Raw genomic sequence first — 26,365 nt, 5'->3', positions numbered from 1 at the left:
CCAACCGCCCTGTGTCAGGATTGCCAGGCTTACTGACTGATTGTCACTGAATATCTCCTCGCGCAAGGGAGCAGCATGTCCCGGCTGATCCGCACGTTCGCGGCACTCACGGTCCTCGGGCTCGCGGTGGGCTGTTCGTCCGCGTCCGACGTCGACGAGGCCTCCGTCGCCGGTGCCCGGTCCAAGGGGCCGATGGGCGACACGACCTTCTGGGTCGACCCGGCGAGCCCGGCGGCCGAGCAGATCCAGATGTGGGAGCGGGAGGGGCGCAAGCAGGACGCCGCCCTGCTCAAGCGGATCGCCGACCAGCCGACCGCGCTGTGGCCGGCCGGTGAGATCGACCCCGGCCCGGTGATCACGGCGGCGACCGCGGCCGCGCGCCAGGAGGGGCGGACGGCGCTCTTCGTGGCGTACGACATCCCGCACCGCGATTGCGGTCAGCACTCGGCCGGCGGAGCGGGGGACGCCGACGCCTACCGGGCGTGGATCGGGAAGTTCGCCGACGCGCTGGGTGACGCGAAGGCACTCGTCGTGCTCGAACCCGACGCCGTCGCGCACATGGTGGACGGCTGCACGCCCGGCGAATACCAGGGCGAGCGGGAGCAGTTGCTGAGCGAGGCGGTCGTCCGGCTGAAGCAGCAGTCGGGGACGCGGGTGTATCTCGACGCGGGCAACCCGTCCTGGATCCAGGACTCCTCGAAGCTCGTGGAGCCGTTGAAGCGGGCCGGGGTCGAGGAGGCCGACGGGTTCTCGCTCAACGTGTCCAACTTCCAGACGGACGCGGTGACGAAGAAGTACGGCGTCCAACTGTCGCGCGACCTCGGCGGCAAGCACTTCGTCGTCGACACCAGCCGCAACGGCAACGGCCCGCTGGACGGCGCCTGGTGCAACCCGCCCGGCCGGGGCCTCGGCACCCGGCCGACGACCGACACCGGCGAGCAGGCCCTGGACGCCTATCTGTGGATCAAGCGGCCCGGCGCCTCGGACGGCACCTGCGAGGGCGGCCCGGACGCCGGTCAGTGGTGGCCGGAGTACGCCTTGGAGCTGGCGCGCAACTCCAAGGCGTAGCAACCCGGTTGGTCACTGGACCTGGATCCACTTGGCCTCCGACGGCGTGCCCTGCGCGTCCGTCACGAAGAGCATGTACCAGCCGGGCGGCACCAGGGCCCGGTCGTTCGGGACGTCCACCGTCACCGACTTGCCGTCCTTGACGAGGCCGAGTTCGATGGAGCGCTGCTCGACGTCCGTCGTGTGCGTGACCGAACTCGGCCGCATCAGACGGGCCTTGACGACCCGTTCGGGGTGGTCGGTGCGGAAGGTCGCGCGGTGGTGCCGGTCCAGGGTCTCCGGACCGTCCTGCAGGACCGGCCTGTTGGTGCCGTTCTTGTGCAGCGCGGGCGGGGTGAAGATCTCCATGCGCTGCTCGAAGTGGCCCAGTTTGGTGTTGGCCTGGTCGTCGAAGAGCGGGTCGGAGCCGAACGTGACGACCCGGCCGTCGGGCAACAGCAGTGCCTCGGAATGGTAGTTGCGGCCGACCATCGGGGCGGCGGCCTCACGGAAGGCGTTGCCCTTCGGGTCGTAGAACTGCGCCTTGAAGATGTTGCTGGCGCTGCGGCCGCGGTAGTCCGAGGAGCCGTTGGTGGTGAAGACCGAGTCGTCCGGCATGATCACGCTGTTCAAGTACCGGGTGCCCTGGGGGAGGTTGGGGCCGTCCTTGAAGACCGGGCTGTCCTGCTTGAGGTCGACGACCGCGGTGCGCGGGGTCGACTTCTTGGACTCGCCGACGCCTCCGCCGCCGAGGATCATCACCTTCTGGTCCTGCGCGGGCGGCAGGAGGAGGGAGGACGAGGTCTCGGTCTCGTCGGGGTCGTTGAGGCCCGCGACCTTGGTGAACTTGTTGGTCTTCAGGTCCCAAATGCCGGGCTCACGGCCCTTGTTGGCGGGTCCGTAGCCGGCGTTCGAGGCCGGGTAGAAGAGCTTGCCGCCCTTGGTGAGGAAGAGGGCCGGGTAGGTCGGGAAGTACCGCTTGGGGCCCGGGGTCCACTTCTTGGTCTTCGGGTCGTAGATCTCGTTGTCGCCCTGGTCGATCACGCCGACGTCGTCGAGGCCGGAGACGGCGAGGACGCGGCCGTCGTCGAGGCCGACGAGGGTCGGGTACCAACGGGCCTTCTCCATCGGGTCGACGGGGATGTACCGCTCGGCCCTCGGGTCGAACTCGTAGGCGGCGCGGATGCCTTGGTAGTCCTGCTTCTCCAGGGTGATCTTCTCGGAGAGGCCGTACGTGTTGTTCGCGTCCTTGCCCTTGAGGCCGACGATGTCGTACTGGGCCTGGTTCTCGGTGACCGACATCGGGCCCGCCTCGGCGGCCTCGACGAAGACGCGGACCTCGCTCGCGGTGACCTTGGTCTGCCAGGGCTGCATCACACCGCGGGCGTTGTACGTCACCTTGAACTCGCGCTTGGCCTTGGGGACGGTCACGTCGAACTTGCTGACGTAGTCGACGCCGGCCGGGGAGCGGAAGACGGTGCCCTTCTTCAGGAACATCGCCTTGTTCGGGCTCTCGTTCTTGACGCGCATACCGCCGCCGGCCCGCTTGACCTCGCCGTCGAGCAGTTCGTAGCGAGCTGTACCACCGGCCACCAGCAGGTTGCCGCTGGGGAGTTGGCTGTGTCCGCCGCAGAAGAAGTCGACCGGGGTCGGGATCTTCTTGAAGGTGTTGGCCTTCGGATCCCACAGCACGGTGTCGAACGAACCCGCGTTGAACTTCTTCTGCTCGTTCCCCGACCCGGCCACGATCAGCACCTTGCCGGTGTGCAGCAGCGAGGCGTGGATGGCGTTGGTGCGGTACTCCTTCGGGATGTCGATCTGGTCCCAGGAGCCGTACTTGGCCATGTAGTCGGGCCGCGTGATCTTGTACTCGTGGTACTGCTCACCGGCGAAGTCCAGGGCGGCCGGGGCGTTGAGACCGGCCAGGACGGCGATGCCGCCGATACCGAGGACGGTCTTCCTGGTTTTCTGGGACGGCTGGAAGGCCATGGTCTAGTTGCCCCCTGTCGTGGTGCTGGAGACGGACGGACCGGCCCCGGTGGTGGCGAGCGCGGGCTCGGCGGTGTCGAGGGTGCGCGTGCCGCCGAGCAACGACCGCCGCTCCCGGCGCTCCTTGAGCAGCGAGCCGACCCAGACCCCCAGCGGGGCAAGGGAGATGACCATCGCGAGGACGGCCCAGGTGCGCATGGCCGCGTGGGTGTGGTCGAGGACGACCGAGGCGGCCAGCGAGGTCGCCAGGAGGATCGCCCAGAAGAGGTGGATCCGGAAGGTCATCACCCGGTCCGGACTGGCGTCGCCGCCCTTGGGGGTGACGACGAACCGGCTCGGCCGACGGATCAGCGCCTCACCGAAGGACTTCAGATAGATGGGCGCGGAGAGCGCGGACATCGCCATGCCCGCCAGACCGCCCGACCCCTCCGGCTCGTGCGGGGAGACGTTGTGCCGCCGGTTCCACAGATACAGCCCGATCTGAAGCGCGGCAGCGTCGCTGTAGAGCATCAGCCACACGGACGCGGCGACCTGCGTACCGGACGCCCCGAACCACAGGAACAGGAAGCAACTCATGATGCCCAGCAGCCAGTTGACGGCCGTCATCGGGTAGTAGACGAGCATCATCGTGTACGAGAACAGCCGCCCCGGAGGCATCGTGAACGGCGCCTTCCAGTACTGCTTGATCAGCGTCTCGTACGTCCCGCGCGACCACCGCATCTGCTGCGTGAAGAAGTCGGTCCAGGAGGCCGGCCCCTCCCCCACCGCGAGCACGTCGGGCGTGTAGACGGACCGCCAGTGCGTACGCGTCAGGGGATTGCGGTGCCGATGCAGCTCGAAGCCGGTGGCCATGTCCTCGGTGATGGAGTCGTACAGCCCGCCGATCTGCTTGACGGCGGCCATCCGTACGACGTTGTTGGTGCCGACGAACATGGGGGCCCGGTAGCGGTTTCCGGCGCGCTGGATCAGCGCGTGGAAGAGGAACTGCTGCGACTCGGCGGCCTTGGTGACGGGGTTGTGGTAGTTCCCGTACACCTGCGGTCCTACGACGAAGGCGACGTCCGGGTCGCGGAAGTAACCCATCATCCGCTCAAGGAAGTTGGGGAGCGGCACGTGGTCGGTGTCGACGGAGGCGAAGAACTCGTAGTCGCCGCCGTGCATGGCGATCCAGGCGTTGTAATTCCCGTGCTTCGTACGGGCCTTGTGGACACCCTTGGGGCGGTTCCACTCGGGAACTCCGTGCCGCGTGAAGTGCCGTACGCCCAACTCGGCGCACAGGGCCTTGGCTTGCTCGTCGTCACCCTCGTCGAGGAGCCAGACGTCGACCGGCCCGGTGTGCGTGACCCTGACCGCGCCTTCGAGGGTGGCGCGGACCATGGAGAGGGGTTCCTTGCCCGGGACGTACGTCGTGAGGAAGGCGACGCGGGTGCCGGGGGCGGGGACGACGGGGATCGGGTCGCGGGCGACCAGCGTGGCGTGGGCGACGGAGGCGACGTTGACGACCATGAACAGCTCGATGAGGCCGATGGCTATCAGCATCGTGACGTCGAGCCCGACCATCCACTCCTGACCGCCCTCGCGCTCGACCCAGTGGGAGGGCCAGACGAGATAGACGAGCAGGGCGGCGGTGAGCACCGGGGCGAGGCTCATCAGGAGGACAGCGCGTATTCGGTGGGGCTCGCGCGAGAGGAGCGAGGTGTACTGCACCTGGTACGACCCACCGGACGGCTCGGTGAGCGGCCCGGCCAGTCGGCTGTAGGTGTCGTAGTCGTAGCCCTCCGGCCGCACAGCGCCCTCCAATGATTGAGGAGTGATCGACGCCCGGGTCCGAGGAACCGCTGGGTTCCCAAGATCGACCGGGCCGATACCCACACACAAGTGGACATATAGGGGCGTGTCGAACTGGGTGCGTCCAGGTGGGTGGGGAGTTGACTCCGGCGGCGGAACCCCGGCCGGGGAGCGGCTCGGGAAGAATGCGCCCGTCATGATCCGCAGCAGCGCCCCGGGAGGCATCCGTATGCACGACACCGTCGATCTCATCGCCGAGACCTACGCGCTCGGCGCCGGACCGTGGACGTTGGCGCCCGTCACGCGGGGCGCGCTGGGACAGATCTGGAAGCTGTCGGGCAACGGTTCCTCCTGGGCCGTCAAGGAACTCCTCTTCGGCTGCGACGAGGACCAGGTCCGCCGGGAGGCCGCGTTACGGGAGGCGTCGGAGGGGCTGGGGATCGCGTCGCCGCGGCTGATGCGGAACCGGGAGGGGGCGTACGTCTCACACCTCGACGCCGACGGCTCTTCCGGCGGCCCCTCCGGTGGCTCTGACATCAAGCTGTACGACTGGATCGACGGCACCCCCGCGGACGTGTCCGACCCGGACGTCCTGGACTGGTTCGGGCGGACCATGGCGCTGCTGCACCGGGCGGGCGAGGGCGAGAGGGAGCTGCCGGGTTCCTGGTACGAACGGTGCCCGGAGGAGGCGGAGTGGAAGGAGCTGCACGGGAAGGTGCGGCGCGCGGGTCTCCCGTGGGCGGACGAGCTGGGCCGCTTCATCGCCACCTCCGCAAGGGAGTTGGCGCCCTGGGTGACCCCGTCCGACCCCGCCGACCTGGTGACGTCCCACCTCGACCTGCAGCCCCAGAACGTCCTGATCGGCCGGGACGGTCCCGTCCTCCTGGACTGGGACAACGCCGGATCCGCTTCCGCGGAACGGGAGTTGGCCCGCGCCCTGTTCATGTGGTCGGGCGGCAACGAGGGGGATGTGGAGGTGGGCGTGCGGGTGGCGCGGGCGTATCACAGTGCCGGGGGACGCGCCGTCGTACAGGGTCCGCAGTCGTTCTCGATGCTCTTCGCCACCGCGCTGAACTATGTGCGGGTACAGGCCGAGTGCGCGATCGACCCCGCGGTGACGGCGGCGCAGCGGGAGTTCGGGAGCGGGCAGGCTGTCGCCGCGATGGGGTGGGTGCCGGAGTTGGGGGTGGTGTCGCGGTTGAGTGCGGCGGTGGGGCGGGTGGGGTGAGCGACTGCGGGGCTGTGGTGGGGAGTTGGGGGTGACGGTTCTGGTGTCGGTGTGGGGAGCGGCTCCCGGGATCGGCAAGTCGACGCTGTGCGCCGGGCTGTCCCGGTCGCTCGTCGGGGCGGGGCTGCGGGTGGACCACTTCCGCGAGGAGGAGATTCTGACCCGGCCTCAATTCGGGGCGGTGGCCGAGGAGTTCGGGGCGACGGGAGCGGTCGGTCTGGAGACGCTGGTCGCGGCGACGGAGCGGTTCGTCGCGTCCGTGCCGGCTCACGGCGACGACGTGGTGGTCGCGGACGCGCTGGTGCCGTTCGTACCGACGTTGCTGGCGATGGGGCACGGCGAGGAGACGATCGCCACGTTCATGGCCGACCTCACGCGTGTGCCGGCCCCGGTCCGCCCGGTGGTGGTCCTCCTCGACGGGGACGCCGGGGTCGCGCTGTCCCGCGCCGGGGAACGGGAGGGACCGGAGTGGCTCGACCGGTACGTCGGCAAACTCACCGCGTACGAGGTGACCCCGCCGGTGTCGGACCTCGCGTCGGCCGTGACCTACCTACGGCGCGAGCACGCGGTGACGCTTGGCTCGGTGCGGGGGCATGGGTGGGGGCTCGTTGTGGTGGAACGAGCGGATGAGCTGACGCCGGGTGAGGTGCTGGAGGCGGTGGGGCGGGGCCTCGAGCCCTGGCTTCCCTGACTGCCCTGGCTCCTCCGACTTCCCCGCCCCGGGCAACGCCCCCACTACTCCGCCAGATGCCGTTCGATCGTCTCCACCTTGGACGTGAGACCGTCCGTCACGGTGGGGCGGATGTCTGCCTTGAGGACGAGGGAGACGCGCGGGGCGCGGGCCTCGACGGCGGCGACGGCGCGCTTGACCACGTCCATCACCTCGTCCCACTCGCCCTCGATGGACGTGAACATCGCGTCGGTGCGGTTGGGCAGGCCGGACTCGCGGACCACGCGAACGGCGTCGGCTACGTACTCCCCGACGTCCTCGCCGACGCCGAGGGGCGTCACGGAGAAGGCGACGATCATGCGTTCACGATCCCTTCCTGGCGGGCGCGCGCCGCGATGATCGCGTCCTGGCTCGCGCGGTGCAGGCGACGTTCGGCGACGAAGCCACCGCCAGGAATGATCGAGTACGCGAAGTACCAGGCAGCGGTCTTCCGGTCCCACTTGGTGCGGTTCCAGGCGTCCAGCCAGAAAAGCACGTACAGGATGAACAGAACGCCGTGAATCGGCCCGAGCCAGCGGGCGACGTCGACGCCGGAGTCAACCGTGTACTTGATGACCGTGCAGGTCGCGAGCACGAGCCAGGAGATGCCCTCCGGCACGGAGATCAGGCGGAGGCGGCGGATGGCAGAGGCGGTCTTGATGTCCACGGGTCACCTTCGGTGGGAGGTACGTCGACGGTTTGTGAACGCGAGCACAAACGTTCACCCATTGTGGCAAACGGCTGAGCGAGCCGAGACTGGGGGTCCGCAGCCGACGTCTCGGGAGTGCTCGTGCAGTTCGTCTTCTTCATGACCTTGCCCGGGCTGGTGGTGCTGCTGACCGCGCTCGCGTTCCTCGACCAGCTGCTCCTGAAGGCCGGCCGCGCCGGAATGCTCCCCTGGCGGAACTCCGGGCGGCAGGGGCAGATATCCGCGACCGGCTTCGAGCAGCTGCACGCGAGCCTGTCGCCGGGCAAGCAGACCGAGCTGAAGGAACGGCAGAGCGCGCTGGTCATGCGGGACGACGAGGAGGACGGGGACCCGCCCTGGTCGACCGTCGACCTGCGCGCGGGGACCGCGGTCATCCGGCTGACCCCACCCCGAGACACGGCGTAGGCCGCCCTTAGGGGGCAGGTCAGGGTCGTTCTCCACCCACGGGCCCTGTCCTCGACCGCGCCCCTGCGGTTACCTTCGCTGCGTGGCGATGTTTCGACTCCAGGGCAGCAAGGTGCTCGCCGTCGACATGACCGGGGACGCCGTGAAGGCGAAGAACGGCTCGATGGTCGCGTACGACGGACAGATGGCCTTCAAGAAGATGACCGGCGGCGGTGAGGGCATCCGGGGGATGGTGACCCGGCGGCTCACCGGTGAGCAGATGACGGTGATGGAGGTGAGGGGGCAGGGGACGTGCTGGTTCGCGGACCGGGCCTCCGAGATCAACCTCGTGAATCTCCAGGGGGACAAGCTGTACGTGGAGTCGAGCAATCTGCTCGTGACCGACGCCGGGCTGCGGACGGGGACCACGTTCACCGGGCTGCGCGGCGCCTCGCAGGGGAACGGGCTGTTCACGACGACCGTCGAGGGGCACGGCCAGGCGGCGATCATGTCGGACGGTCCGGCCGTGGTGCTGCGGGTCAGCCGGCAGTACCCGCTGACCGTCGACCCCGGCGCGTACATCGCGCACCAGGGGAATCTCCAGCAGTCCTTCCAGTCCGGTGTGACCTTCCGCACGTTCTTCGGGGAGGGCGGCGGCGAGGCCTTCCAGATCCGCTTCGAGGGCGACGGGCTCGTCTACGTCCAGCCCAGCGAGCGGAACACGATCGCGGGGGACGTGTGACATGGCGTTCACCGAGATCAACTCGAAGATGATCCAGGCCACGGTCGTGCCGGGCCAGCGGCTGTTCAGTCAGCGCGGCGCGATGCTCGCCTACAAGGGCGACGTCTCCTTCACCCCGAACATCCAGGGCGGCCAGGGCGGTGTGATGTCGATGCTCGGACGCCGGGTGGCGAACGAGGCGACCCCCCTGATGACCGTCGAGGGCAGCGGCACCGTGATGTTCGGTCACGGCGGCCACCACATCCAGATCATCAACCTCACCGGAGACACCCTCTACGTGGAGGCTGACCGCCTGCTCGCCTTCGAGGGCACCCTCCAGCAGGGCACGATGTTCATGGGCTCGCAGGGCGGCGTGATGGGCATGGTCCGCGGCCAGGTCACCGGCCAGGGCCTGTTCACGACCACCCTCCAGGGTCAGGGCGCGGTCGCCGTGATGGCCCACGGCGGCGTCTTCGAGGTCCCGATCACCCCCGGCAGACCCGTCCACGTCGACCCGCAGGCCTACGTCGCCCACCACGGCGACGTACGCAACAAGCTGTCCGCGGCGCTCGGTTGGCGCGACATGGTGGGCCGGGGCTCCGGCGAGGCGTTCCAGCTGGAGCTGAGCGGCAACGGCGCGGTGTACGTCCAGGCGTCCGAGGAGAAGCTGTGAGCCAGTACGCGGGATCGGGCCCCACGATCTACGACCCGATGACCCTCCCGGTCGACGACAACGTCAACAAGTACACCTTCTGCGTGGAGCTCAAGGGGAGCCAGTGGTTCCTGCAGAAGGGGAAGATGATCGCCTACTACGGCTCGATGGAGTTCAACGGCATCGGGCACGGGCGACTCGACCGACTTGTCCGTACGTCGTTCCATTCGCCTCTGCACGCGAGCGACTGGGTCGTGGCGGACGGCTCGGGCAAGATGCTGCTCGCCGACCGGGCCTTCGACGTCAACGCGTACGACCTCGAAGACGCCAACATGACCATTCGCTCGGGCAACCTGCTCGCTTTTCAGCCAAGTCTCGCTCTCAAGCAGTCGATTGTTCCCGGGTTTCTGACACTCATCGGAACGGGCAAGATCGTGGCCGCGTCGAGCGGCCCGGTGGTGTTCGTGGAACCCCCGATCCGGGTGGATCCGCAGGCCCTCGTCGGCTGGGCCGACTGCCCCTCCCCCTGCCATCACTACGACCACGCGTACATGACCGGCCTGATGGGCGGTCTACGTGCGATGACGGGCATCGGCGGGGCCTCCGGGGAGGAGCACCAGTTCGAGTTCGTCGGGGCGGGCACGGTGCTGCTCCAGTCGTCGGAGAACCTGATGCCCGAGCAGGCCACAGGGGTTGTGCCGCACGAGCCGGGGGTACCGGGCGGGGGCGGGGTCCCCACAGGCCCCGCACAGCAAGCGGGCGCACCGCGCCTTCCCGGACAGCTGGGGGACCTCCAGCGTCGCTTCGGGCTGTGAGCGGTAGTCTGCGGAGTGTGACGTCGAACGTGTGCGCGCCGTCACGCCACCCTCACTAGTTCGCCTTTCAACATTTTAGGTAGACTTCATTCATGGAGACCGAGACGGCCACGCGCTGGCTGACCGATGAGGAGCAGTGCGCCTGGCGCACCCATCTGGAGGTCAACAGGCTGCTGACGTACCAACTCGAGAAGGACCTGCAGCCGTTCGGCCTGACGATGAACGACTACGAGATCCTGGTGAACCTCTCCGAGGCGGAGGACGTACGGCTGCGGATGAGCGACCTCGCGGCCGCCACGCTCCAGTCCAAGAGCCGCCTATCGCACCAGATCACCCGCATGGAGAACGCGGATCTGGTCCGCCGGGAGAACTGCGAGTCGGACCGCCGGGGCCTGTACGCGGTGCTGACGGACCACGGCCTGGAGACGATGAAGAAGGTCGCGCCCCACCATGTCGCCTCCGTACGCCGCCACTTCATCGACCTCGTCAGCCCCGATGGCCTGTCGGACCTCAGCAGCACGCTGAAGCCGATCGCGGAACACCTGAGGGGCCAACGGGGACGCCCCTGACCGTCCGTCGCGCCGAGGCCGTTCTGGGGGCTCCGCCCCCAGACCCCCATCGGCCCTAAAGGGGCCTCGTCCTCAAACGCCGGACGGGCTGAATATTGCCGCCCTGCGTTGGAGAGGCACCGGACGGACCGGATTGCGCCGACCTGCGGTGGAGAGGCAGGGACGGGCCGGCTGAATATTGGCCACCTGCGCTGGAGAGGTCCCGGACGGCTGCATGGCAACCGCCCGGGACCTGCAATGCCGGGGCACGACAACGCCCTGCTTTTAGGGGCGCGGGGAACTGCGCGACCAGCCACCACGAGCCGGCAGCCAAGACACGACCCCCGCACCCCCAGCCACCACCCCGGCAACCACGAAACAAACCCCCAACGGCACCCGCCCCACAAGCAGCCCCGTCACCACCGACCCACCCGAACTCCCCGCGTTCACCGCCATGTTGACCCACGCCCCCACCTGCGTCCGCACCTCCGGCGAAGCCACCTCATCGGCGAGCAGATACGCAGTCGTCAACGCCGGCGCCACAAAGAGACCCGCACACCCAACCGCCACGGTGAGCGACCACACCCCCGAGGCAAAACCGGCCGCAGCCAACGCCACCCCAAGCCCCAACGCGGCCCCGGACAACCGAACCCGCGCAGCCACACGCCAGTTGACCGCCCCGTTCAGAAGCCCACCCACCGCACTGCCCGCCGACAACGCCGCCAACACCCACGGCACCACGTCATCGCCGTACCCCCGCTGCTCCACGAACGCCATCACCAGCAGATAGACCGCACTCAACGCGAGCCCCATCCCCCCGGCCACGACCACCGGACCGAGCAGCCCACGAACCCGCGCCGGCCTCAACCCCCGCCCCGCGCCTGCCGATACACGCACACCCGACAGCGCCGGTGACAGGACGAACGCGATCGTCCCGGTCACGATGAGGGCCGCGCTGAGCAGCACCCCCGCAGCCGGTGGAGCGAAACTGAGCACGCCGCCGACGGCCAACGGGCCGACGACGTACAGGAGTTCCTCCGCGACACCGTCGAGGCTGTACGCGCGCTGCAACAACCCACGGTCACCGACGAGTTCGGCCCACACGGAGCGCATCGTGGGTCCCAGCGGGGGCGCGCACATGCCCGTCAGCGCGGCCACCGCGCCGAGCACCACCTCCGGCGTCCCGGGGCTCCAGCTCACCGCCGCGAGGACGCACAGGAGACCGCCGTAGAGCATCGCCATGGGGAGGAGGGCGCGGCGCGGGCCGTGGCGGTCGACCAGGGCGGCGCGCAGGGGCAGGAGGAGGACGGTCGCGGTGCCGAAGACGGCCATGATCGTGCCGGCGGCGGCGTAGGAGCCGGTGGCGCGGACGACCGCGAGCAGGACCGCCGGGGAGACCATGCCGTACGACAGACGGCCTACGAGCGCGGCCGCGAACGTGCGGCGGGCGTACGGGACTTGGAGTACGGCGGCATACGAAGGGCACGCCGGAGCCGGCGTGGAAGAAGACGCGGACATGCGAGAAGTTCCTCAACTGGAGGCAGGAGAAGGGGACGCCTGTGGGCCGCGCGACGGCGATGCGACTGTCGTCTGCCGTGCGCGGGCCGGGGCGGGCCCTATGCCAAGAGGAGGAACACACGGTCAACGTACCAACGGGACACGGGTGTTGACCATCGAGTTGGCTGTCCGTGGCCCCCGCGATCATCCCTCCGTGATGCCCGCGATCAGTTCGTCCGCCGCCCGGTACGGGTCCAACTCCCCCGCCACGACCCGCTCGGCGAGAACCCCGATCCGTCGGTCCCCGTGCAGGTCACCGATGCGGGCGCGCAGGGCCGTCACCGCGATCGTCTCCACCTCGCGGGCGGCGCGGGCCGTTCGGCGCTCCGCGAGGACGCCGTGCTCCTCCATCCACGCCCGGTGCTTCTCCAGCGCCTCCACGACCTCGTCGATGCCCTCGGAGCGGGAGGCGACCGTCTTGACGATCGGGGGGCGCCAGTCGCCGGGGCCACGGGACTCGCCGAGGCCCAGCATGTGGTTCAGCTCGCGGGCGGTCGCGTCGGCGCCGTCGCGGTCGGCCTTGTTGACGACGTAGACGTCGCCGATCTCCAGGATTCCGGCCTTGGCCGCCTGGATGCCGTCGCCCATCCCGGGGGCCAGGAGGACGACCGACGTGTCCGCCTGGGAGGCGATCTCGACCTCCGACTGGCCCACCCCGACCGTCTCGACCAGGATCACGTCGCAGCCCGCCGCGTCCAGGACGCGGATCGCCTGCGGGGCCGACCAGGCGAGGCCGCCGAGGTGGCCGCGGGTGGCCATCGAGCGGATGTAGACGCCGGGGTCGGAGGAGTGGTCCGACATGCGGACGCGGTCGCCGAGCAGGGCGCCGCCCGAGAACGGCGAGGACGGGTCGACGGCCAGGACGCCGACCCGCCTGCCCTGCTTGCGGTACGCCGTGACCAGCGCGGACGTGGATGTCGACTTGCCCACGCCCGGCGATCCGGTGAGGCCGACGACGTAGGCCCCGCCGGTCAGCGGTGCGAGGGTCGCCATGACCTCCCGGAGTTGGGGGGACGCCCCCTCCACCAGGGAGATCAGCCGGGCCACGGCCCGCGGCCGGCCTTCCCTGGCCTGGGCCACCAGCGAGGCGACGTCCTGCATCACAGCTCCATTCCTAGCGACGTATGTACGGGCTCAGGCCTTGGGTACCCGCACGATCAGCGCGTCACCCTGACCGCCGCCGCCGCACAGTGCCGCCGCGCCGACCCCGCCGCCGCGCCGCTTGAGCTCCAGGGCCAGGTGCAGGACGAGCCGGGCGCCGGACATGCCGATGGGGTGGCCCAGGGCGATGGCGCCGCCGTTGACGTTCACCTTTTCCGTGGACACCCCGAGGTCCTTCATTGACTGGACCGCTACGGCGGCGAAGGCCTCGTTGATCTCGATCAGGTCGAGGTTCTCGACTTCCAGGCCCTCCTTCTTGAGGGCGTGCAGGATCGCGTTCGAGGGCTGCGACTGGAGGGAGTTGTCGGGTCCCGCCACATTTCCGTGGGCGCCGATCTCGGCGATCCACTCCAGGCCCAGCTCCTGCGCCTTGGTCTTGCTCATCACGACCACGGCCGCCGCACCGTCCGAGATCTGCGAGGCGGAACCGGCGGTGATCGTGCCGTCCTTCGTGAACGCCGGACGCAGCTTGCCCAGCGACTCGACCGTGGTCTCCGCGCGGATGCCCTCGTCCTTGCTGAAGACGACCGCGTCGCCCTTGCGCTGCGGGATCTCGACCGGGGTGATCTCGGCCTCGAAGACGCCGTTCTGCTGCGCGGCCGCGGCCCGCTGGTGGGACAGGGCGGCGATCTCGTCCTGCTCGGGGCGCTGGATGCCCAGGCGCGTGTTGTGCTTCTCCGTGGACTCGCCCATCGCGATGTTCTCGAAGGCGTCGGTCAGGCCGTCGTAGGCCATCGCGTCGAGCATCTCGATCGCGCCGTACTTGTAGCCCTCGCGGGACTTGGGGAGCAGGTGGGGGGCGTTGGTCATGGACTCCTGGCCGCCCGCGACGATCACGTCGAACTCACCTGCACGGATGAGCTGGTCGGCGAGCGCGATGGCGTCGAGGCCCGAGAGGCAGACCTTGTTGATGGTGAGCGCCGGGACGCTCATGGGGATGCCCGCCTTGACGGCGGCCTGGCGTGCCGGGATCTGCCCTGCCCCGGCCTGGAGCACCTGGCCCATGATCACGTACTGGACCTGGTCGCCACCGATACCCGCACGGTCGAGGGCGGCCTTGATCGCGAAGCCGCCGAGATCGGCGCCGGAGAAGGACTTCAGGGAGCCCAGCAGGCGTCCCATGGGCGTCCGGGCGCCCGAGACGATCACCGAGGTCGTGCTGTTCGTTCCAGACATGAGGTGCGATCCCCTTCCAGCGTGTTTCAGCTGAGGAGTGAACGAGGGTTTACTTGAAATGTACTGAGCGGTAGTCCACCCCGTCATCGGGCCGTCGGTGTGATCGCGCGCACGTTGCGTAACCACCGCGCGAGCGCTGCACTACATACATGCTGACGCGAATCGACCACATCGGGATCGCCTGCTTCGACCTCGACAAGACAGTCGAGTTCTACCGGGCCACGTACGGCTTCGAGGTGTTCCACTCCGAGGTCAACGAGGAACAGGGCGTGCGCGAGGCCATGTTGAAGATCAACAACACGGACGACGGCGGCGCCTCCTACCTCCAGCTCCTCGAACCCACCCGCGAGGACTCCGCCGTGGGGAAGTGGCTGGCGAAGAACGGGGAGGGGGTCCACCACATCGCCTTCGGTACGGCGGATGTCGACACGGACTCCGAGGACATCCGCGGGAAGGGCGTACGCGTTCTGTACGAGGAGCCCCGGCGCGGTTCCATGGGGTCACGGATCACGTTCCTGCACCCAAAGGATTGCCATGGCGTACTGACAGAACTGGTCACTTCGGCGCCTGTTGAGTCACCTGAGCACTGACCCTCGTACATATGGGCCGGTAGGGTTGGGGTCGGTCGTCGCTCGCAACCAGGGCAACGGCATGCCGGGGTCCGGGTTTCGGGGGGCGAGCGTCGGGCAGCAGCCCATGCTCCGTCGTTGATCTGACACCATTCCCCGGGAGCACCGTTCGGTGGATGGACGGCGCTCGTTGGAGTAAACCGCGACCAGGGGACGGATGGGACCGCGCAGTGCGGGGCTACGAACGCCAGGAGCGAGAGCCGGCGGCTGACGTCGACCACCTCTCTCGGTTCGAGGCCGAGATGGAGCGGCTGAAGACCGAGCGGGAAAAGGCGATCCAGCATGCCGAGGACCTCGGCTACCAGGTCGAGGTGCTGCGCGCCAAGCTGCACGAGGCGCGCCGCACCCTCATGTCCCGACCGGCTTACGACGGCGGTGACATCGGCTATCAGGCCGAGCAGATGCTTCGTAATGCCCAGGTCCAGGCCGACCAGTTGCGGCAGGACGCCGAGCGGGAGCTGAGCCAGGCCCGCGCGCAGACCCAGCGCATCCTCCAGGAGCACGCCGAGCAGGCCGCGCGCCTCCAGGCCGAGCTGCACACGGAGGCCGTGACCCGGCGCCAGCAGCTCGACCAGGAGCTCGCCGAGCGCCGGCAGACCGTCGAGTCGCACGTCAACGAGAACGTGGCGTGGGCCGAGCAGCTCCGCGCCCGCTCCGAGTCGCAGGCCCGCCGTCTCGTCGACGAGTCGCGCGCCGAGGCCGAGCAAGCGCTGGCCGCCGCCCGCGCCGAGGCCGAGCGCGTCGCCACCGAGGCCCGGCAGCGGCTGGAGATGGACGCCGAGGCGGCCCGCGCGGAGGCCGAGCAGCTGCTGCGCCGCGCCCGCACGGACGCCGAGCGGCTGCTGAACGCGGCGTCCTCGCAGGCCCAGGAGGCCACCGACCACGCCGAGCAGCTGCGCAGCTCCACGGTCAACGAGTCGGATTCCGCCCGACGTCAGGCCACCGAGCTGAGCCGGGCCGCCGAGACCCGCATGGCCGAGGCCGAAACCTCACTGCGCGAGGCGCGGCTCGAGGCGGAGAAGGTCCTCAGCGAAGCGAAGGAAGCCGCCGCCAAGGCCCTCTCCAGCGCCGAGTCGGCCAACGAGCAGCGCACGCGGACCGCGAAGGAACAGGTCGCCCGGCTGGTCACGGAGGCCACCAAGGAGGCCGAGGCCACCAAGTCCGACGCCGAGCAGGTCGTCGCCGAGGCCCAGGCCAAGGCCGACAAGATCGTCGCGGAGGCCGAGGAGAACGCCCGCAGCCTCACCGCCGAGGAGACCGCCTCCCAGCTCGCGAAGGCCGCCCGTACCGCCGAGGAAGTCCTCGACAAGGCGTCCGAGGACGCCAAGAACACCACGAAGGCCGCCACCGAGGAGGCCGAGCGGATCCGCTCCGAGGCGGAGGCCGAGGCCGACCGGCTGCGCGCCCAGGCGCACGACATCGCCGAGGGGCTCAAGGGCGCGGCGAAGGACGACACCAAGGAGTACCGGGCCAAGACGGTCGAGCTGCAGGAGGAGGCCCGCCGGCTGCGCGGCGAGGCCGAGCAGCTGCGGGCCGACGCGGTCGGCGAGGGCGAGCGCATCCGCGCCGAGGCCCGCCGTGAAGCCGTCCAGCAGATCGAGGAGGCGGCCAAGACCGCCGAGGAACTGCTGTCGAAGGCCCGCGCGGACGCCGACGAGCTGCGCCAGACGGCCACCACGGACAGCGAGAAGGTCCGCACCGAGGCCATCGAGCGCGCCACCACCCTGCGCCGGCAGGCCGAGGAGACCCTCGACCGCACCCGCAAGGAGGCCGAGCGCCACCGCGCGGAGGTCATCGAGCAGTCCGAGGGCATCAAGGCCGACGCCGAACAGGCCGCGCGCGATCTGCGCGACGAGACCGAGCGGGCCATAGAGGCACGCCGCGAGGAGGCCGCCGAGGGCCTGACGCGGCTGCACACGGAGACCGAGGAACGGCTCGCCGCCGCCGAACAGGCGCTCACCGACGCCCGCGAGGAGGCCGAGCGGATCCGCCGCGAGGCCGCCGAGGAGACCGAGCGCCTGCGCGGCGAGGCCGCCGACCGCATCCGCTCCCTCCAGGCACAGGCCGAGGCGGAGGCCGACCGGCTGCGCAACGAGGCAGCCGCCGACGCGTCCGCCTCCCGCGCCGAGGGCGAGGCCATCGCCGTACGCCTGCGGTCCGAGGCGTCCGCGGAGGCCGAGCGGCTCAAGACCGAGGCGCAGGACACCGCCGACCGCGTCCGCGCGGAGGCCCAGGCCGCCGCCGAGCGGCTGGCCACGGAGGCGTCGGAGACGCTGGCCGCCGCGCAGGAGGAGGCCGTACGACGTCGTCGTGAGGCCGAGGAGCTGCTCGGGTCGGCCCGTGAGGAGGCCGGGCAGGAGCGCGAGCGGGCCCGCGAGCAGAGCGAGGAGCTGCTGGCCTCGGCGCGCAACCGCGTCGAGGAGGCGCAGTCCGAGGCCGTCCGGCTGGTCGAGGAGGCCGACCGGCGCGCCACCGAGATGGTGTCGGGCGCCGAGCAGCACGCCCAGCAGGTACGGGAGTCGGTCGCCGGACTGCACGAGCAGGCCCAGGAGGAGATCGCCGGGATCAGGTCGGCCGCCGAGCACGTGGCGGACCGCACCCGGCGCGAGGCGCAGGAGGAGGCGGACCGGGTCCGCGCCGACGCCTACAGCGAGCGGGAGCGGGCCACCGAGGACGCCAACCGCGTCCGGCGCCGGGCGGCCGAGGAGACGGACGCGGCCAAGGCCCTCGCGGAGCGCACCGTTTCGGACGCGATCGCGGAGGCGGAGCGGCTGCGGGCGGAGTCCGCCGACCACGCCCAGCAGGCACGCGCCCAGGCCTCGGACACCATCGCGCAGGCCGACCAGGACGCGGCGCGGGCCCGTGCGGACGCCCGCGAGGACGCCAACCGGATCCGTTCGGACGCGGCGACGCAGGCCGACACCCTCATCACCGAGGTGACGGCGGAGGCGGAGCGGCTCCAGACCGAGACGATCAACGAGGCCGAGCGGGTGCGCTCGGAGGCCGTGGCCAAGGCCGAGAAACTCATCTCGGACGCGACCGGGGACGCGGAGCGGCTGCGCGCCGAGGCCGCCGACACGGTGGGTTCAGCGCAGCAGCAGTCCGAGCGGATCCGCAGCGAGGCCGCACGTCTCAAGGCGAACGCGGAGGCGGACGCCGAGCGGGTCACCTCGGCGGCGCGCGAGGAGTCCGAGCGGACGCTGGACGAGGCCCGCAAGGAGGCCAACAAACGGCGCTCCGAGGCGGCCGAGCAGGTCGACACCCTCATCACGGAGACCGCGGCCGAGGCCGACAAACTCCTCAGCGAGGCCCAGCAGCAGGCGCAGAAGACCACGGCGGACGCCGAGGCACAGGCCGACTCCATGGTCGGCGCGGCCCGCGCCGAGGCGGACCGGCTGGTGTCCGAGGGCACGGTCGAGGGCAACTCCCGGGTGGAGCAGGCCCGTACGGACGCGGACGAGCTGCTCGTCGGCGCGCGCCGGGACGCCACCGCCATAAGGGAGCGCTCCGAGGAACTGCGCGACCGCATCACCACGGAGATCGAGAACCTGCACGAGCGGGCCCGCCGTGAGTCCGCCGAGACGATGAAGTCGGCCGGCGACCGCTGCGACGCGCTCATCAAGGCGGCCGAGGAGCAGCTCGGCAAGGCCCAGATGAAGGCCAAGGAGCTGGTCTCGGAGGCCAACTCCGAGGCGGGCAAGGTCCGTATCGCCGCCGTGAAGAAGGCCGAGGGTCTCCTCAAGGAGGCCGAGCAGAAGAAGGCCACGCTCATCCGCGAGGCCGAGGAGCTGAAGGCGGAGGCGATCCGCGAGGCCCGCCGCACGGTCGAGGAGGGCAAGCGCGACCTCGAAGTGCTCGTCCGCCGCCGCGAGGACATCAACGCCGAAATCTCCCGTGTCCAGGACGTCCTGGAAGCGTTGGAGTCTTTCGAGGCCCCGACAGCGGCCAAGGACGGCGGGGTCAAGGCGGCAGCCACGGCGGGCGCAACTCGTTCGGGTGGCAAGTCTGTTGAAGGTTAAGAAACCCCTGTGAGGTTCGGGGTGTTACGGGGCCTTTGACCGAGTCTTTGGCAAGCGGTCCGACGGTTAGCCACTCAAAAGGGGTGTCATTCTCCAGATCAAACACGCATCCGCTCGATGACACACCGCTTCGGCCCCTAGGATTCCACCTATCACCTCACCGGTCTCATTCGACAGGAACCCCATGAGCGACACTTCCCCCTACGGCTTCGAGCTTGTGCGGCGTGGGTACGACCGCGCTCAGGTGGACGAACGCATCTCGAAGCTCGTCTCCGACCGTGACAGCGCTCTGGCCCGTATCACTGCTCTCGAAAAGCGCATCGAGGAGCTCCACCTCGAAACGCAGAACGCCGCGGCCCAGGTAAGCGACGCCGAGCCGTCGTACGCCGGTCTCGGCGCGCGGGTCGAGAAGATCCTCCGCCTCGCCGAGGAAGAGGCCAAGGACCTGCGCGAGGAGGCACGGCGCGCGGCCGAGCAGCACCGCGAACTCGCGGAGTCCGCTGCCCAGCAGGTCCGCAACGACGCAGAATCGTTCGCTGCGGAGCGCAAGTCCAAGGCGGAGGACGAGGGCGTCCGGATCGTCGAGAAGGCCAAGAGCGACTCCGCCCAGCTGCGTGGCGAGGCCCAGAAGGACGCGCAGCAGAAGCGCGAGGAGGCCGACGCCCTCTTCGAGGAGACCCGCGCCAAGGCCGCGCAGGCCGCCGCCGACTTCGAGACGAACCTCGCCAAGCGCCGCGAGCAGTCCGAGCGCGACCTGGCGTCCCGTCAGCAGAAGGCCGAGAAGCGCCTCGCGGAGATCGAGCACCGCGCGGAGCAGCTCCGGCTCGAGGCCGAGAAGCTGCGCACGGACGCGGAGCGTCGCGCCCGTCAGACGGTGGAGACGGCTCAGCGCCAGGCCGAGGACATCGTCGCCGACGCCAACGCCAAGGCCGACCGCATCCGTTCGGAATCCGAGCGCGAGCTGGCCGCCCTGACGAACCGTCGCGACAGCATCAACGCCCAGCTGACGAACGTGCGCGAGATGCTCGCCACGCTCACCGGTGCCGCGGTGGCCGCCGCGAGCTCGCCGGTCGAGGACGAGCCGATCTCTCGTGGAGTTCCGGCTCAGCAGTCCCGTTGAGCAAGCGTTTGTCGTAACGCTGAGGCCCGCATCCCCTTCGGAGGGTGCGGGCCTCAGCCGTGTCCGGCCAGCAGGGGCAAGTAGACGTCGTCCACGATCTCGACGAGGGTGGCGTCCGCGACCGGGTCGCGGGAGATGACCATCTCGTAGCGCAGCAGCTGGGCCGGGACGGTGACGACCCGTCGGGGCAGGTCCGCGGTGGGGATCTCGCCGCGCCTCACGGCCCGCTGAAGCAGCGTCAGCAGGATGTCGTGCATGATCCCGAACACCTTCGGGTCGAGATCGGGCGCCTCCGCGAGCAGGCCCCGGATGACATCGGGCCCGATCTCCCGTTGCCGCACGACCATCAGCCGCAGCACGGCCAGCACGTCCGCGCGCAGCTCCCCGGTGTCGGGCAGCTGGTCGGCGAGGAATCCGGTGCGGTGCGGCATGGCGGCCTTGACGAGTTCGGCGCGGTTCGCCCAGCGCCGGTAGAGGACCTGTTTGCCGGTACGGGCCCGGGCCGCGACGCCCTCCATGGTGAGGCGGGCGTAGCCGACGTCGGCGAGTTCGTCCCATACGGCATCCAGGATGTCGGCCTCCAGGGCCGCGCCCCGCCGTCGTGTGCTGTCCCCGGGCACCGGCACACCTCCCTTAAGAGACCTTGCGTCTCCTATCCCGTCCAGCTTATCGTGCGGTTAAGAGACGCACCGTCTCCAAAGGGGGAACCGTGTCGACCACCACCACCCGTCTCGACCCGGCCGTCCGCAAACTCGCCGGCATCCTCGTCCTCGGCGCCCTCGCCCCGCTCCTCGACAGCACGATCGTCTCCATAGCCCTGCACACCCTGGGCCATGACCTGGGCGCCTCCACGACAAGCCTGCAATGGGTCAGTACGGCATATCTCCTGGCCCTCGCCACCGTCGTCCCCGTCTCCGGCTGGGCCGTAGAACGCTTCGACTCCCGCCGCGTCTGGCTCGGCGCGCTGCTCCTCTTCCTCGCCGGCTCGCTCCTCTGCGGGCTCGCCTGGAACATCGAGTCACTGATCGCGTTCCGGGTGATCCAGGGCATCGGCGGCGGCCTGCTCCTGCCCGTCCTGCAGACCCTGGTCATGCGAGCGGCCGGCGGTCGCTCCCTCGGCCGTCTGATGGCCGCGATCACCCTGCCCGCCATGGTCGTACCGATCCTCGGCCCGGTCGGCGGCGGCCTGATCGTCGGTCACCTCAGCTGGCGCTGGATCTTCTACGTCAACCTGCCCGTCTGCCTCCTCGCCCTCGCCCTGGCCTGGCGCGGCGTCCCGAAGGACACCCCGCGCCCCGGCCACCACCTGGACCTGACCGGCCTCCTGCTCCTCTCCCCCGGCCTCGCCGCCCTGGTCTACGGCCTGTCCGAGACCGGCGCCGCACGCGCGACCGCGATCCCGGTGGGCGCCGTACTGATCGCCCTGTTCGCCCGGCACGCGCTGCGCGTCCGCGAACCCCTCGTGGATCTACGGCTGTTCAGGGACCGCGCGTTCGCCGTCTCCTCGATCCTGACGTTCCTGAACGGGCTCGCCCTGTTCGGCGGGATGTTCCTGCTCCCCCTCTACTACCAACAGGCGCGCGGCGAGGGCGTGATCGCGGCCGGGCTGCTGCTGGCACCGCAGGGACTGGGCAGCCTGCTGGCCCGGGTCACCGGCCCGCTGACCGACCGGCTCGGGCCGCGCCCGGTCACCGTGGCGGGGATGCTGCTGTGCGCGCTGGGCACCCTCCCCTTCCTTCTCCCGCATCCCGGCGCCGCCCTGCTCCTCGTCGCCCTGGTCGTGCGCGGGCTCGGGGTGAGCGCGGCCAACATGGCGGTCATGGTGGGCGCGTACCAAGGTCTCGACCGCGCCCGCATCCCGCACGCGAGCACCACCGTCCGGATCGTGCAGCAGCTCGGCGGGTCCGTCGGAACGGCCGTACTGGCGACGGTCCTCGCGCACGGGCACGGCAGCGCCGCCTTCCCGCACGCGTTCGCCTGGGCGACGGCGTTCACCGTTGTTGCCTGCCTCGTCGGACTCTGTTTGCCCGTTCGGGTGGCATCCGCCGAACGCCCGTCTTAGCGTGGCCGCATGATCGAGCTCGAGGGGCTGACCAAGCGGTACGGCGACAAGGTGGCGGTGAACAACCTCACCTTCACCGTCAGACCCGGCATCGTCACGGGCTTCCTCGGCCCGAACGGCGCCGGCAAGTCGACGACCATGCGCATGATGCTCGGTCTCGACCGGCCGACCGCCGGTGACGTGCGCATCGACGGCCAGCACTACGACCAGCTCAAGGACCCGCTGAAGTACATCGGCGCCCTCCTCGACGCCAAGGCCATGCACGGCGGCCGCAGCGCCTTCAACCATCTGCTGTGTCTCGCGCAGAGCAACGGCATCTCGACGGCCCGGGTGCGTGAAGTGCTCGACACCGTCGGGCTCACCGCCGTCGCGAAGAAGAAGGCCAAGGGGTTCTCGCTCGGCATGGGCCAGCGGCTCGGCATCGCGGGCGCGCTGCTCGGCGATCCGGAGATCCTGATGTTCGACGAGCCGGTCAACGGCCTCGACCCCGAGGGCATCCACTGGATCCGCAACCTGATGAAGTCCCTTGCCGCGCAAGGCCGTACGGTCTTCGTCTCCTCGCACCTGATGAGCGAGATGGCGCTGACGGCCGATCACCTCGTCGTCATCGGCCAGGGCCGCCTCCTCGCGGACACCTCCATGGCGGACTTCATCCACCAGAACTCGCGGTCCTACGTCCGGATCCGCACCCCGCAGCGCGAGCGGCTGCTCGATGTACTGCACCAGGCCGGGATCACCGTCGTGGAATCCGGCAGCGGGGTACTCGAAGTCGACGGGGGCAAGTCCGAGCAGATCGGTGAGCTGGCCGCGTCGCACCAGCTGGTGCTGCACGAGCTGAGTCCCCAACAGGCCTCCCTGGAGGAGGCGTTCATGCAGTTGACCGCGGAGTCGGTGGAGTACCACGCGCATTCCGACGCACCATCACCCTCCCCCGGGGCGCCTGCTCAGCAGCAGGGCTGGGGCGACGGCTGGAAGAAGGGCTGACATGGCGGCGACCCAGGTCATCCGCTCGGAGTGGACCAAGATCCGTTCCGTCGCGTCGACGGTGTGGACGCTCTCGCTGGCCCTGGTGGTGACGATCGGGCTCGGCATGCTGATCTCAGCGCTGTCGAAGAGCCAGTTCGACGACATGAGCGCCAAGGACAAGCTGTCCTTCGACCCGACGTTCATCAGCTTCGCCGGGATGAGTCTCGGGCAGCTCGCGATGATCGTGTTCGGGGTGCTGGTCGTGTCGAACGAGTACAGCACCGGCATGATCCGCACCTCGCTCGCGGCCGTCCCGCAGCGCGGCACCTTCCTGTTCAGCAAGATCGCGGTGGCCGCGGGGCTGTGTCTCGTGGTCGGCCTGGTGACGAGCTTCCTCACGTTCTTCCTCGGGCAGGCGATGCTCGGCTCCCACCGGGCGGAGATCGGCGACCCGGGCGTGCTGCGCGCGGTGATCGGCGGCGGGCTCTACATGACCCTGATCGCGCTGTTCTCCATGGGCGTCGCCTCGATGCTGCGCTCGCCGATGCTGTCGCTGGGCATCCTGATGCCGTTCTTCTTCCTGATCTCCAACATCCTCGGCAACGTCTCCGCGACGAAGAAGATCGGCCAGTACCTGCCCGACCAGGCCGGCAGCAAGATCATGCAGGTGGTCACGCCGGTCGACGACTCGGCGCCGTACGGCCCCTGGGGCGGGTTCGGGATCATGGCCCTGTGGGTGCTCGCCTCGCTCGTGGGCGCCTACGTCCTTCTGAAGCGCCGGGACGCCTGACTCGGTCTCGACTTCGGACGTTGCTTTACTTTCTCTTGGGCGGAACCGTCAGCGCCCCGATATCCTCCTAACCCTTACGGGGGCGTGTGCCCTGCTGTCCTGATCCTTTCGATGGGTGCGGAGCATGATCGAGGCTGTCGGCCTGACCAAGCGCTACGGCGACAAGACCGCCGTGTACAACCTTTCCTTCCAGGTGCGGCCCGGTGCCGTCACCGGTTTCCTCGGGCCCAACGGCTCGGGCAAGTCGACGACGATGCGCATGATCCTCGGCCTGGACAACCCCACGTCAGGACAGGTGACGATCGGCGGCTTCCCCTACCGCAAGCTGCCGAACGCGCCCAGACAGGTCGGTGCCCTGCTCGACGCCAAGGCCGTGCACGGCGGCCGCAGCGCCCGCAGCCACCTGCTCAGCCTGGCCCAGCTCTCGGGCATCCCGGCCCGGCGGGTGGACGAGGTGCTCGGGGTGGTGGGCCTCCAGGACGTGGCGAGAAAGCGCTCCAAGGGCTTCTCCCTGGGCATGGGCCAGCGGCTGGGCATCGCCGCCGCGCTCCTCGGCGACCCCCAGGTCCTGCTCTTCGACGAACCGGTCAACGGCCTCGACCCCGAGGGCATCCTCTGGGTGCGGAACCTGATGAAGGCGCTCGCGGCGGAGGGCCGTACGGTCTTCGTCTCCTCGCACCTGATGAGCGAGATGGCGCTGACCGCCGACCACCTCATCGTGATCGGGCGCGGGCAGCTCCTCTCCGACATGAGCGTGCGGGACTTCATCTCGGCGAACTCCGCCGACTTCGCGCGCGTGCGCACCCCGGACACCGAGCCCCAGCTGCGCGAGAAGCTGACCTCGGCGCTGACCGAGGCGGGCGGCCACGTGCTGCCCGAGCAGGACGGCGGGCTGCGCGTCACGGGGCTGCCGCTGCCGCGCATCAGCGACATCGCGCACGACACAGACGTACGCCTGTGGGAGCTGTCCCCGCATCAGGCCTCGCTGGAGGAGGCGTACATGCGGATGACGCAGGGCGCGGTCGACTACCGCTCGACGACCGACCAGAAGGCCGGTCTGATGCAGCAGCTGCCGCCGGGCGCGCAGCCGCCGATGCCGGTACCGGGCCAGGGCCAGCCGGGCTGGTACGCGCCGCCGTCACCGCAGCACGGCGGTCAGCCGTTCGCGATGGGCCGGCCCCCGGCGAATCCTTACGGCGCCCCGAATCCGTACGGCGCCCCTGCGGCGCCCGTGGCGCCCGCGCCGGGCCCGTACGGGCCTCCGGCACCCGTGACCCCGCAGACGGCGGCACAGCCGCCCCAGGGCCCGGCTCAGGGTGCCCCGGCGGATCAGGCCCCGGCTGCCGCTCCGGCTCCGGCCGCGCCCGCGCAGCCCTCCTCCCCCGCACCCGCCGCCGACCTGACCAAGCCCGAGGACGCCCGATGAGTACGCCCCAGCCCCCGATGCCGCAGGCAGCCGTGCCCAACTGGCAGGCGCCGAACGGTCCTTCGTACGGCGGGTACACCTCGCCGATCCCGGTGGTGCGCACGCATCTCGGGCACGCGCTCGCCTCCGAGTGGACGAAGATCAAGTCGGTGCGCTCGACGATCTGGACGCTCGGCGTGTTCGTGGTCCTCGTCGTCGGCATCGGCCTGCTCGCCGCCCTCGTGGTCAGCAGCTCCTCGTCCGAGATGAACGGCGAGAACCCGCTCTCCCTCGGCTTCTTCGGGCTGCTGCTCGGCTCCATGTGCATCATCACGCTCGGCGTGCTGACCACGGCCTCCGAGTACGGCACGGGCATGATCCGCACGACGATGACCGCCTGCCCCAGCCGCGGCCGGGTCCTCGCGGCGAAGTCGATCGTGTTCTTCGGGGTCGCCTTCGTGGTGACGCTGGTGGCCTCGGGGTTCATCGCCTTCGTGGACGCCTCGCTGCTGGAGAACAACGGCGCGAAGGACCCGTCCGCCGGCGAGTGGTTCAAGGGGACGGTCGGCGTCTCGCTCTACATCGCGCTGCTCGGGCTGCTCTCGCTGATCGTCGGCTCGATCATCCGGCACTCGGCGGGCGCGATCACCGTCATGATCGGCGCGGTCCTCGCCCCGCTGGTCATCGCGCTGTTCATGTTCTCGCAGTCCCTGGAGGGCGTGCGCCAGGCGCTGTTCGAGTACTCGATCCCGAACCAGCTGAGCGTCTTCTACTCCAACTCCCTGACGGAGTCCGGCCCTTCGGGCTGGGACCCGCTGTGGATCATCGTCGGCGTGACGGCCGTGGCGTTCGCGGGCGCGGTCGCGCTGCTGGAGCAGCGGGACGTCTGA

24 protein-coding genes are annotated in these 26,365 nt (G+C 69.9%); 16 read left to right on the top strand and 8 right to left on the bottom strand.

The genetic code is table 11. The features are described from left to right. The first annotated feature begins 75 nt into the window (after positions 1-75). Complete coding sequence (locus OO69_RS37735; protein ID WP_033285441.1) at positions 76-1,068, top strand: glycoside hydrolase family 6 protein; 993 nt, start codon at positions 76-78, stop codon at positions 1,066-1,068. Positions 1,069-1,080: 12 nt separating this feature from the next. Here the strand turns inward: OO69_RS37735 and OO69_RS37730 are convergent, their stop codons facing one another. Then, the gene (locus OO69_RS37730; RefSeq protein WP_033285440.1) at positions 1,081-3,036 is read right to left on the bottom strand and encodes a kelch motif-containing protein; all 1,956 of its coding nucleotides are present in this window, start codon (positions 3,034-3,036) and stop codon (positions 1,081-1,083) included. A 3-nt stretch (positions 3,037-3,039) separates the two neighbouring features. Next, positions 3,040-4,824 carry a glycosyltransferase family 2 protein gene (locus OO69_RS37725; protein WP_033285439.1) on the bottom strand — a complete coding sequence of 595 codons (1,785 nt, stop codon included), beginning with the start codon at positions 4,822-4,824 and terminating at the stop codon, positions 3,040-3,042. A gap of 229 nt (positions 4,825-5,053) precedes the next feature. On the opposite strand from OO69_RS37725, the gene OO69_RS37720 reads away from it, so the two are divergent. Continuing rightward, on the top strand, positions 5,054-6,052 hold the full coding sequence (locus tag OO69_RS37720; protein ID WP_033285438.1) for a phosphotransferase: 999 nt from the start codon (positions 5,054-5,056) through the stop codon (positions 6,050-6,052). A gap of 31 nt (positions 6,053-6,083) precedes the next feature. After that, positions 6,084-6,743 (top strand): hypothetical protein, encoded by a 660-nt coding sequence (locus tag OO69_RS37715; RefSeq protein WP_051801501.1) that lies wholly within the window; start codon positions 6,084-6,086, stop codon positions 6,741-6,743. Between the two features lie 44 nt (positions 6,744-6,787). On the opposite strand, the gene OO69_RS37710 is transcribed toward OO69_RS37715, so the two are convergent. Next, a complete protein-coding gene (locus tag OO69_RS37710; protein ID WP_033285437.1) occupies positions 6,788-7,081 on the bottom strand; it encodes an MTH1187 family thiamine-binding protein in 294 nt (97 codons plus the stop codon). Continuing rightward, entirely contained in the window at positions 7,078-7,428 is a 351-nt protein-coding gene (locus OO69_RS37705; RefSeq protein WP_033285436.1) for a DUF3817 domain-containing protein, read from the bottom strand. Before OO69_RS37705 ends, OO69_RS37710 begins: the two co-directional genes overlap by 4 nt. Before the next feature lie 123 nt (positions 7,429-7,551). On the opposite strand from OO69_RS37705, the gene OO69_RS37700 reads away from it, so the two are divergent. The 5 genes from OO69_RS37700 (at position 7,552) to OO69_RS37680 (ending at position 10,611) form a co-directional block, all read left to right on the top strand. Beyond that, positions 7,552-7,875, top strand: coding sequence for a DUF6191 domain-containing protein (locus OO69_RS37700; protein WP_033285435.1), 324 nt, complete (start codon positions 7,552-7,554; stop codon positions 7,873-7,875). An 88-nt stretch (positions 7,876-7,963) separates the two neighbouring features. Beyond that, complete coding sequence (locus OO69_RS37695) at positions 7,964-8,596, top strand: AIM24 family protein (RefSeq protein ID WP_033285470.1); 633 nt, start codon at positions 7,964-7,966, stop codon at positions 8,594-8,596. Position 8,597: 1 nt separating this feature from the next. Next, on the top strand, positions 8,598-9,248 hold the full coding sequence (locus OO69_RS37690) for an AIM24 family protein (RefSeq protein WP_033285434.1): 651 nt from the start codon (positions 8,598-8,600) through the stop codon (positions 9,246-9,248). Continuing rightward, a complete protein-coding gene (locus tag OO69_RS37685) occupies positions 9,245-10,042 on the top strand; it encodes an AIM24 family protein (RefSeq protein ID WP_033285433.1) in 798 nt (265 codons plus the stop codon). Before OO69_RS37690 ends, OO69_RS37685 begins: the two co-directional genes overlap by 4 nt. A 92-nt stretch (positions 10,043-10,134) precedes the next feature. Further along, on the top strand, positions 10,135-10,611 hold the full coding sequence (locus OO69_RS37680) for a MarR family winged helix-turn-helix transcriptional regulator (RefSeq protein ID WP_033285432.1): 477 nt from the start codon (positions 10,135-10,137) through the stop codon (positions 10,609-10,611). Between the two features lie 264 nt (positions 10,612-10,875). On the opposite strand, the gene OO69_RS37675 is transcribed toward OO69_RS37680, so the two are convergent. From OO69_RS37675 to OO69_RS37665, 3 genes are all read right to left on the bottom strand, one after another. Then, a complete protein-coding gene (locus OO69_RS37675; RefSeq protein WP_033285431.1) occupies positions 10,876-12,108 on the bottom strand; it encodes an MFS transporter in 1,233 nt (410 codons plus the stop codon). 183 nt (positions 12,109-12,291) lie between these two features. Beyond that, entirely contained in the window at positions 12,292-13,248 is a 957-nt protein-coding gene (meaB, locus tag OO69_RS37670; RefSeq protein WP_033285430.1) for a methylmalonyl Co-A mutase-associated GTPase MeaB, read from the bottom strand. Positions 13,249-13,281: 33 nt separating this feature from the next. Next, positions 13,282-14,484: an acetyl-CoA C-acetyltransferase gene (locus OO69_RS37665; RefSeq protein ID WP_033285429.1), complete on the bottom strand. Its 1,203-nt coding sequence runs from the start codon at positions 14,482-14,484 to the stop codon at positions 13,282-13,284. Positions 14,485-14,633: 149 nt separating this feature from the next. Between OO69_RS37665 and mce the strand changes: the two genes are divergently transcribed. The 3 genes from mce to OO69_RS37650 all read left to right on the top strand — a co-directional run bounded on the left by mce (position 14,634) and on the right by OO69_RS37650 (position 20,252). Then, positions 14,634-15,074, top strand: coding sequence for a methylmalonyl-CoA epimerase (gene mce, locus OO69_RS37660; protein WP_033285428.1), 441 nt, complete (start codon positions 14,634-14,636; stop codon positions 15,072-15,074). 209 nt (positions 15,075-15,283) lie between these two features. Then, complete coding sequence (gene scy / locus OO69_RS37655) at positions 15,284-19,132, top strand: polarized growth protein Scy (RefSeq protein ID WP_033285427.1); 3,849 nt, start codon at positions 15,284-15,286, stop codon at positions 19,130-19,132. Between the two features lie 184 nt (positions 19,133-19,316). Beyond that, the gene (locus OO69_RS37650; protein WP_033285426.1) at positions 19,317-20,252 is read left to right on the top strand and encodes a cellulose-binding protein; all 936 of its coding nucleotides are present in this window, start codon (positions 19,317-19,319) and stop codon (positions 20,250-20,252) included. A gap of 53 nt (positions 20,253-20,305) precedes the next feature. On the opposite strand, the gene OO69_RS37645 is transcribed toward OO69_RS37650, so the two are convergent. Beyond that, the gene (locus OO69_RS37645; protein ID WP_033285425.1) at positions 20,306-20,872 is read right to left on the bottom strand and encodes a TetR/AcrR family transcriptional regulator; all 567 of its coding nucleotides are present in this window, start codon (positions 20,870-20,872) and stop codon (positions 20,306-20,308) included. An 89-nt stretch (positions 20,873-20,961) separates the two neighbouring features. On the opposite strand from OO69_RS37645, the gene OO69_RS37640 reads away from it, so the two are divergent. The 5 genes from OO69_RS37640 (at position 20,962) to OO69_RS37620 (ending at position 26,365) form a co-directional block, all read left to right on the top strand. Further along, positions 20,962-22,314 carry an MDR family MFS transporter gene (locus OO69_RS37640; RefSeq protein ID WP_033285424.1) on the top strand — a complete coding sequence of 451 codons (1,353 nt, stop codon included), beginning with the start codon at positions 20,962-20,964 and terminating at the stop codon, positions 22,312-22,314. A gap of 9 nt (positions 22,315-22,323) precedes the next feature. Continuing rightward, the gene (locus OO69_RS37635; RefSeq protein WP_033285423.1) at positions 22,324-23,298 is read left to right on the top strand and encodes an ABC transporter ATP-binding protein; all 975 of its coding nucleotides are present in this window, start codon (positions 22,324-22,326) and stop codon (positions 23,296-23,298) included. Between the two features lies 1 nt (position 23,299). After that, entirely contained in the window at positions 23,300-24,070 is a 771-nt protein-coding gene (locus OO69_RS37630) for an ABC transporter permease (RefSeq protein ID WP_033285422.1), read from the top strand. A 124-nt stretch (positions 24,071-24,194) separates the two neighbouring features. Further along, positions 24,195-25,496 (top strand): ABC transporter ATP-binding protein, encoded by a 1,302-nt coding sequence (locus OO69_RS37625; RefSeq protein WP_033285421.1) that lies wholly within the window; start codon positions 24,195-24,197, stop codon positions 25,494-25,496. Beyond that, entirely contained in the window at positions 25,493-26,365 is an 873-nt protein-coding gene (locus tag OO69_RS37620; RefSeq protein WP_033285420.1) for an ABC transporter permease, read from the top strand. Before OO69_RS37625 ends, OO69_RS37620 begins: the two co-directional genes overlap by 4 nt.

It is taken from the genome of Streptomyces sp. NRRL F-525 (assembly GCF_000716605.1).
Taxonomy (GTDB): Bacteria; Actinomycetota; Actinomycetes; order Streptomycetales; family Streptomycetaceae; genus Streptomyces.
Note: the sequence above shows the minus strand (reverse complement) of the source record. Positions and strands in the feature narration are given on the sequence as shown.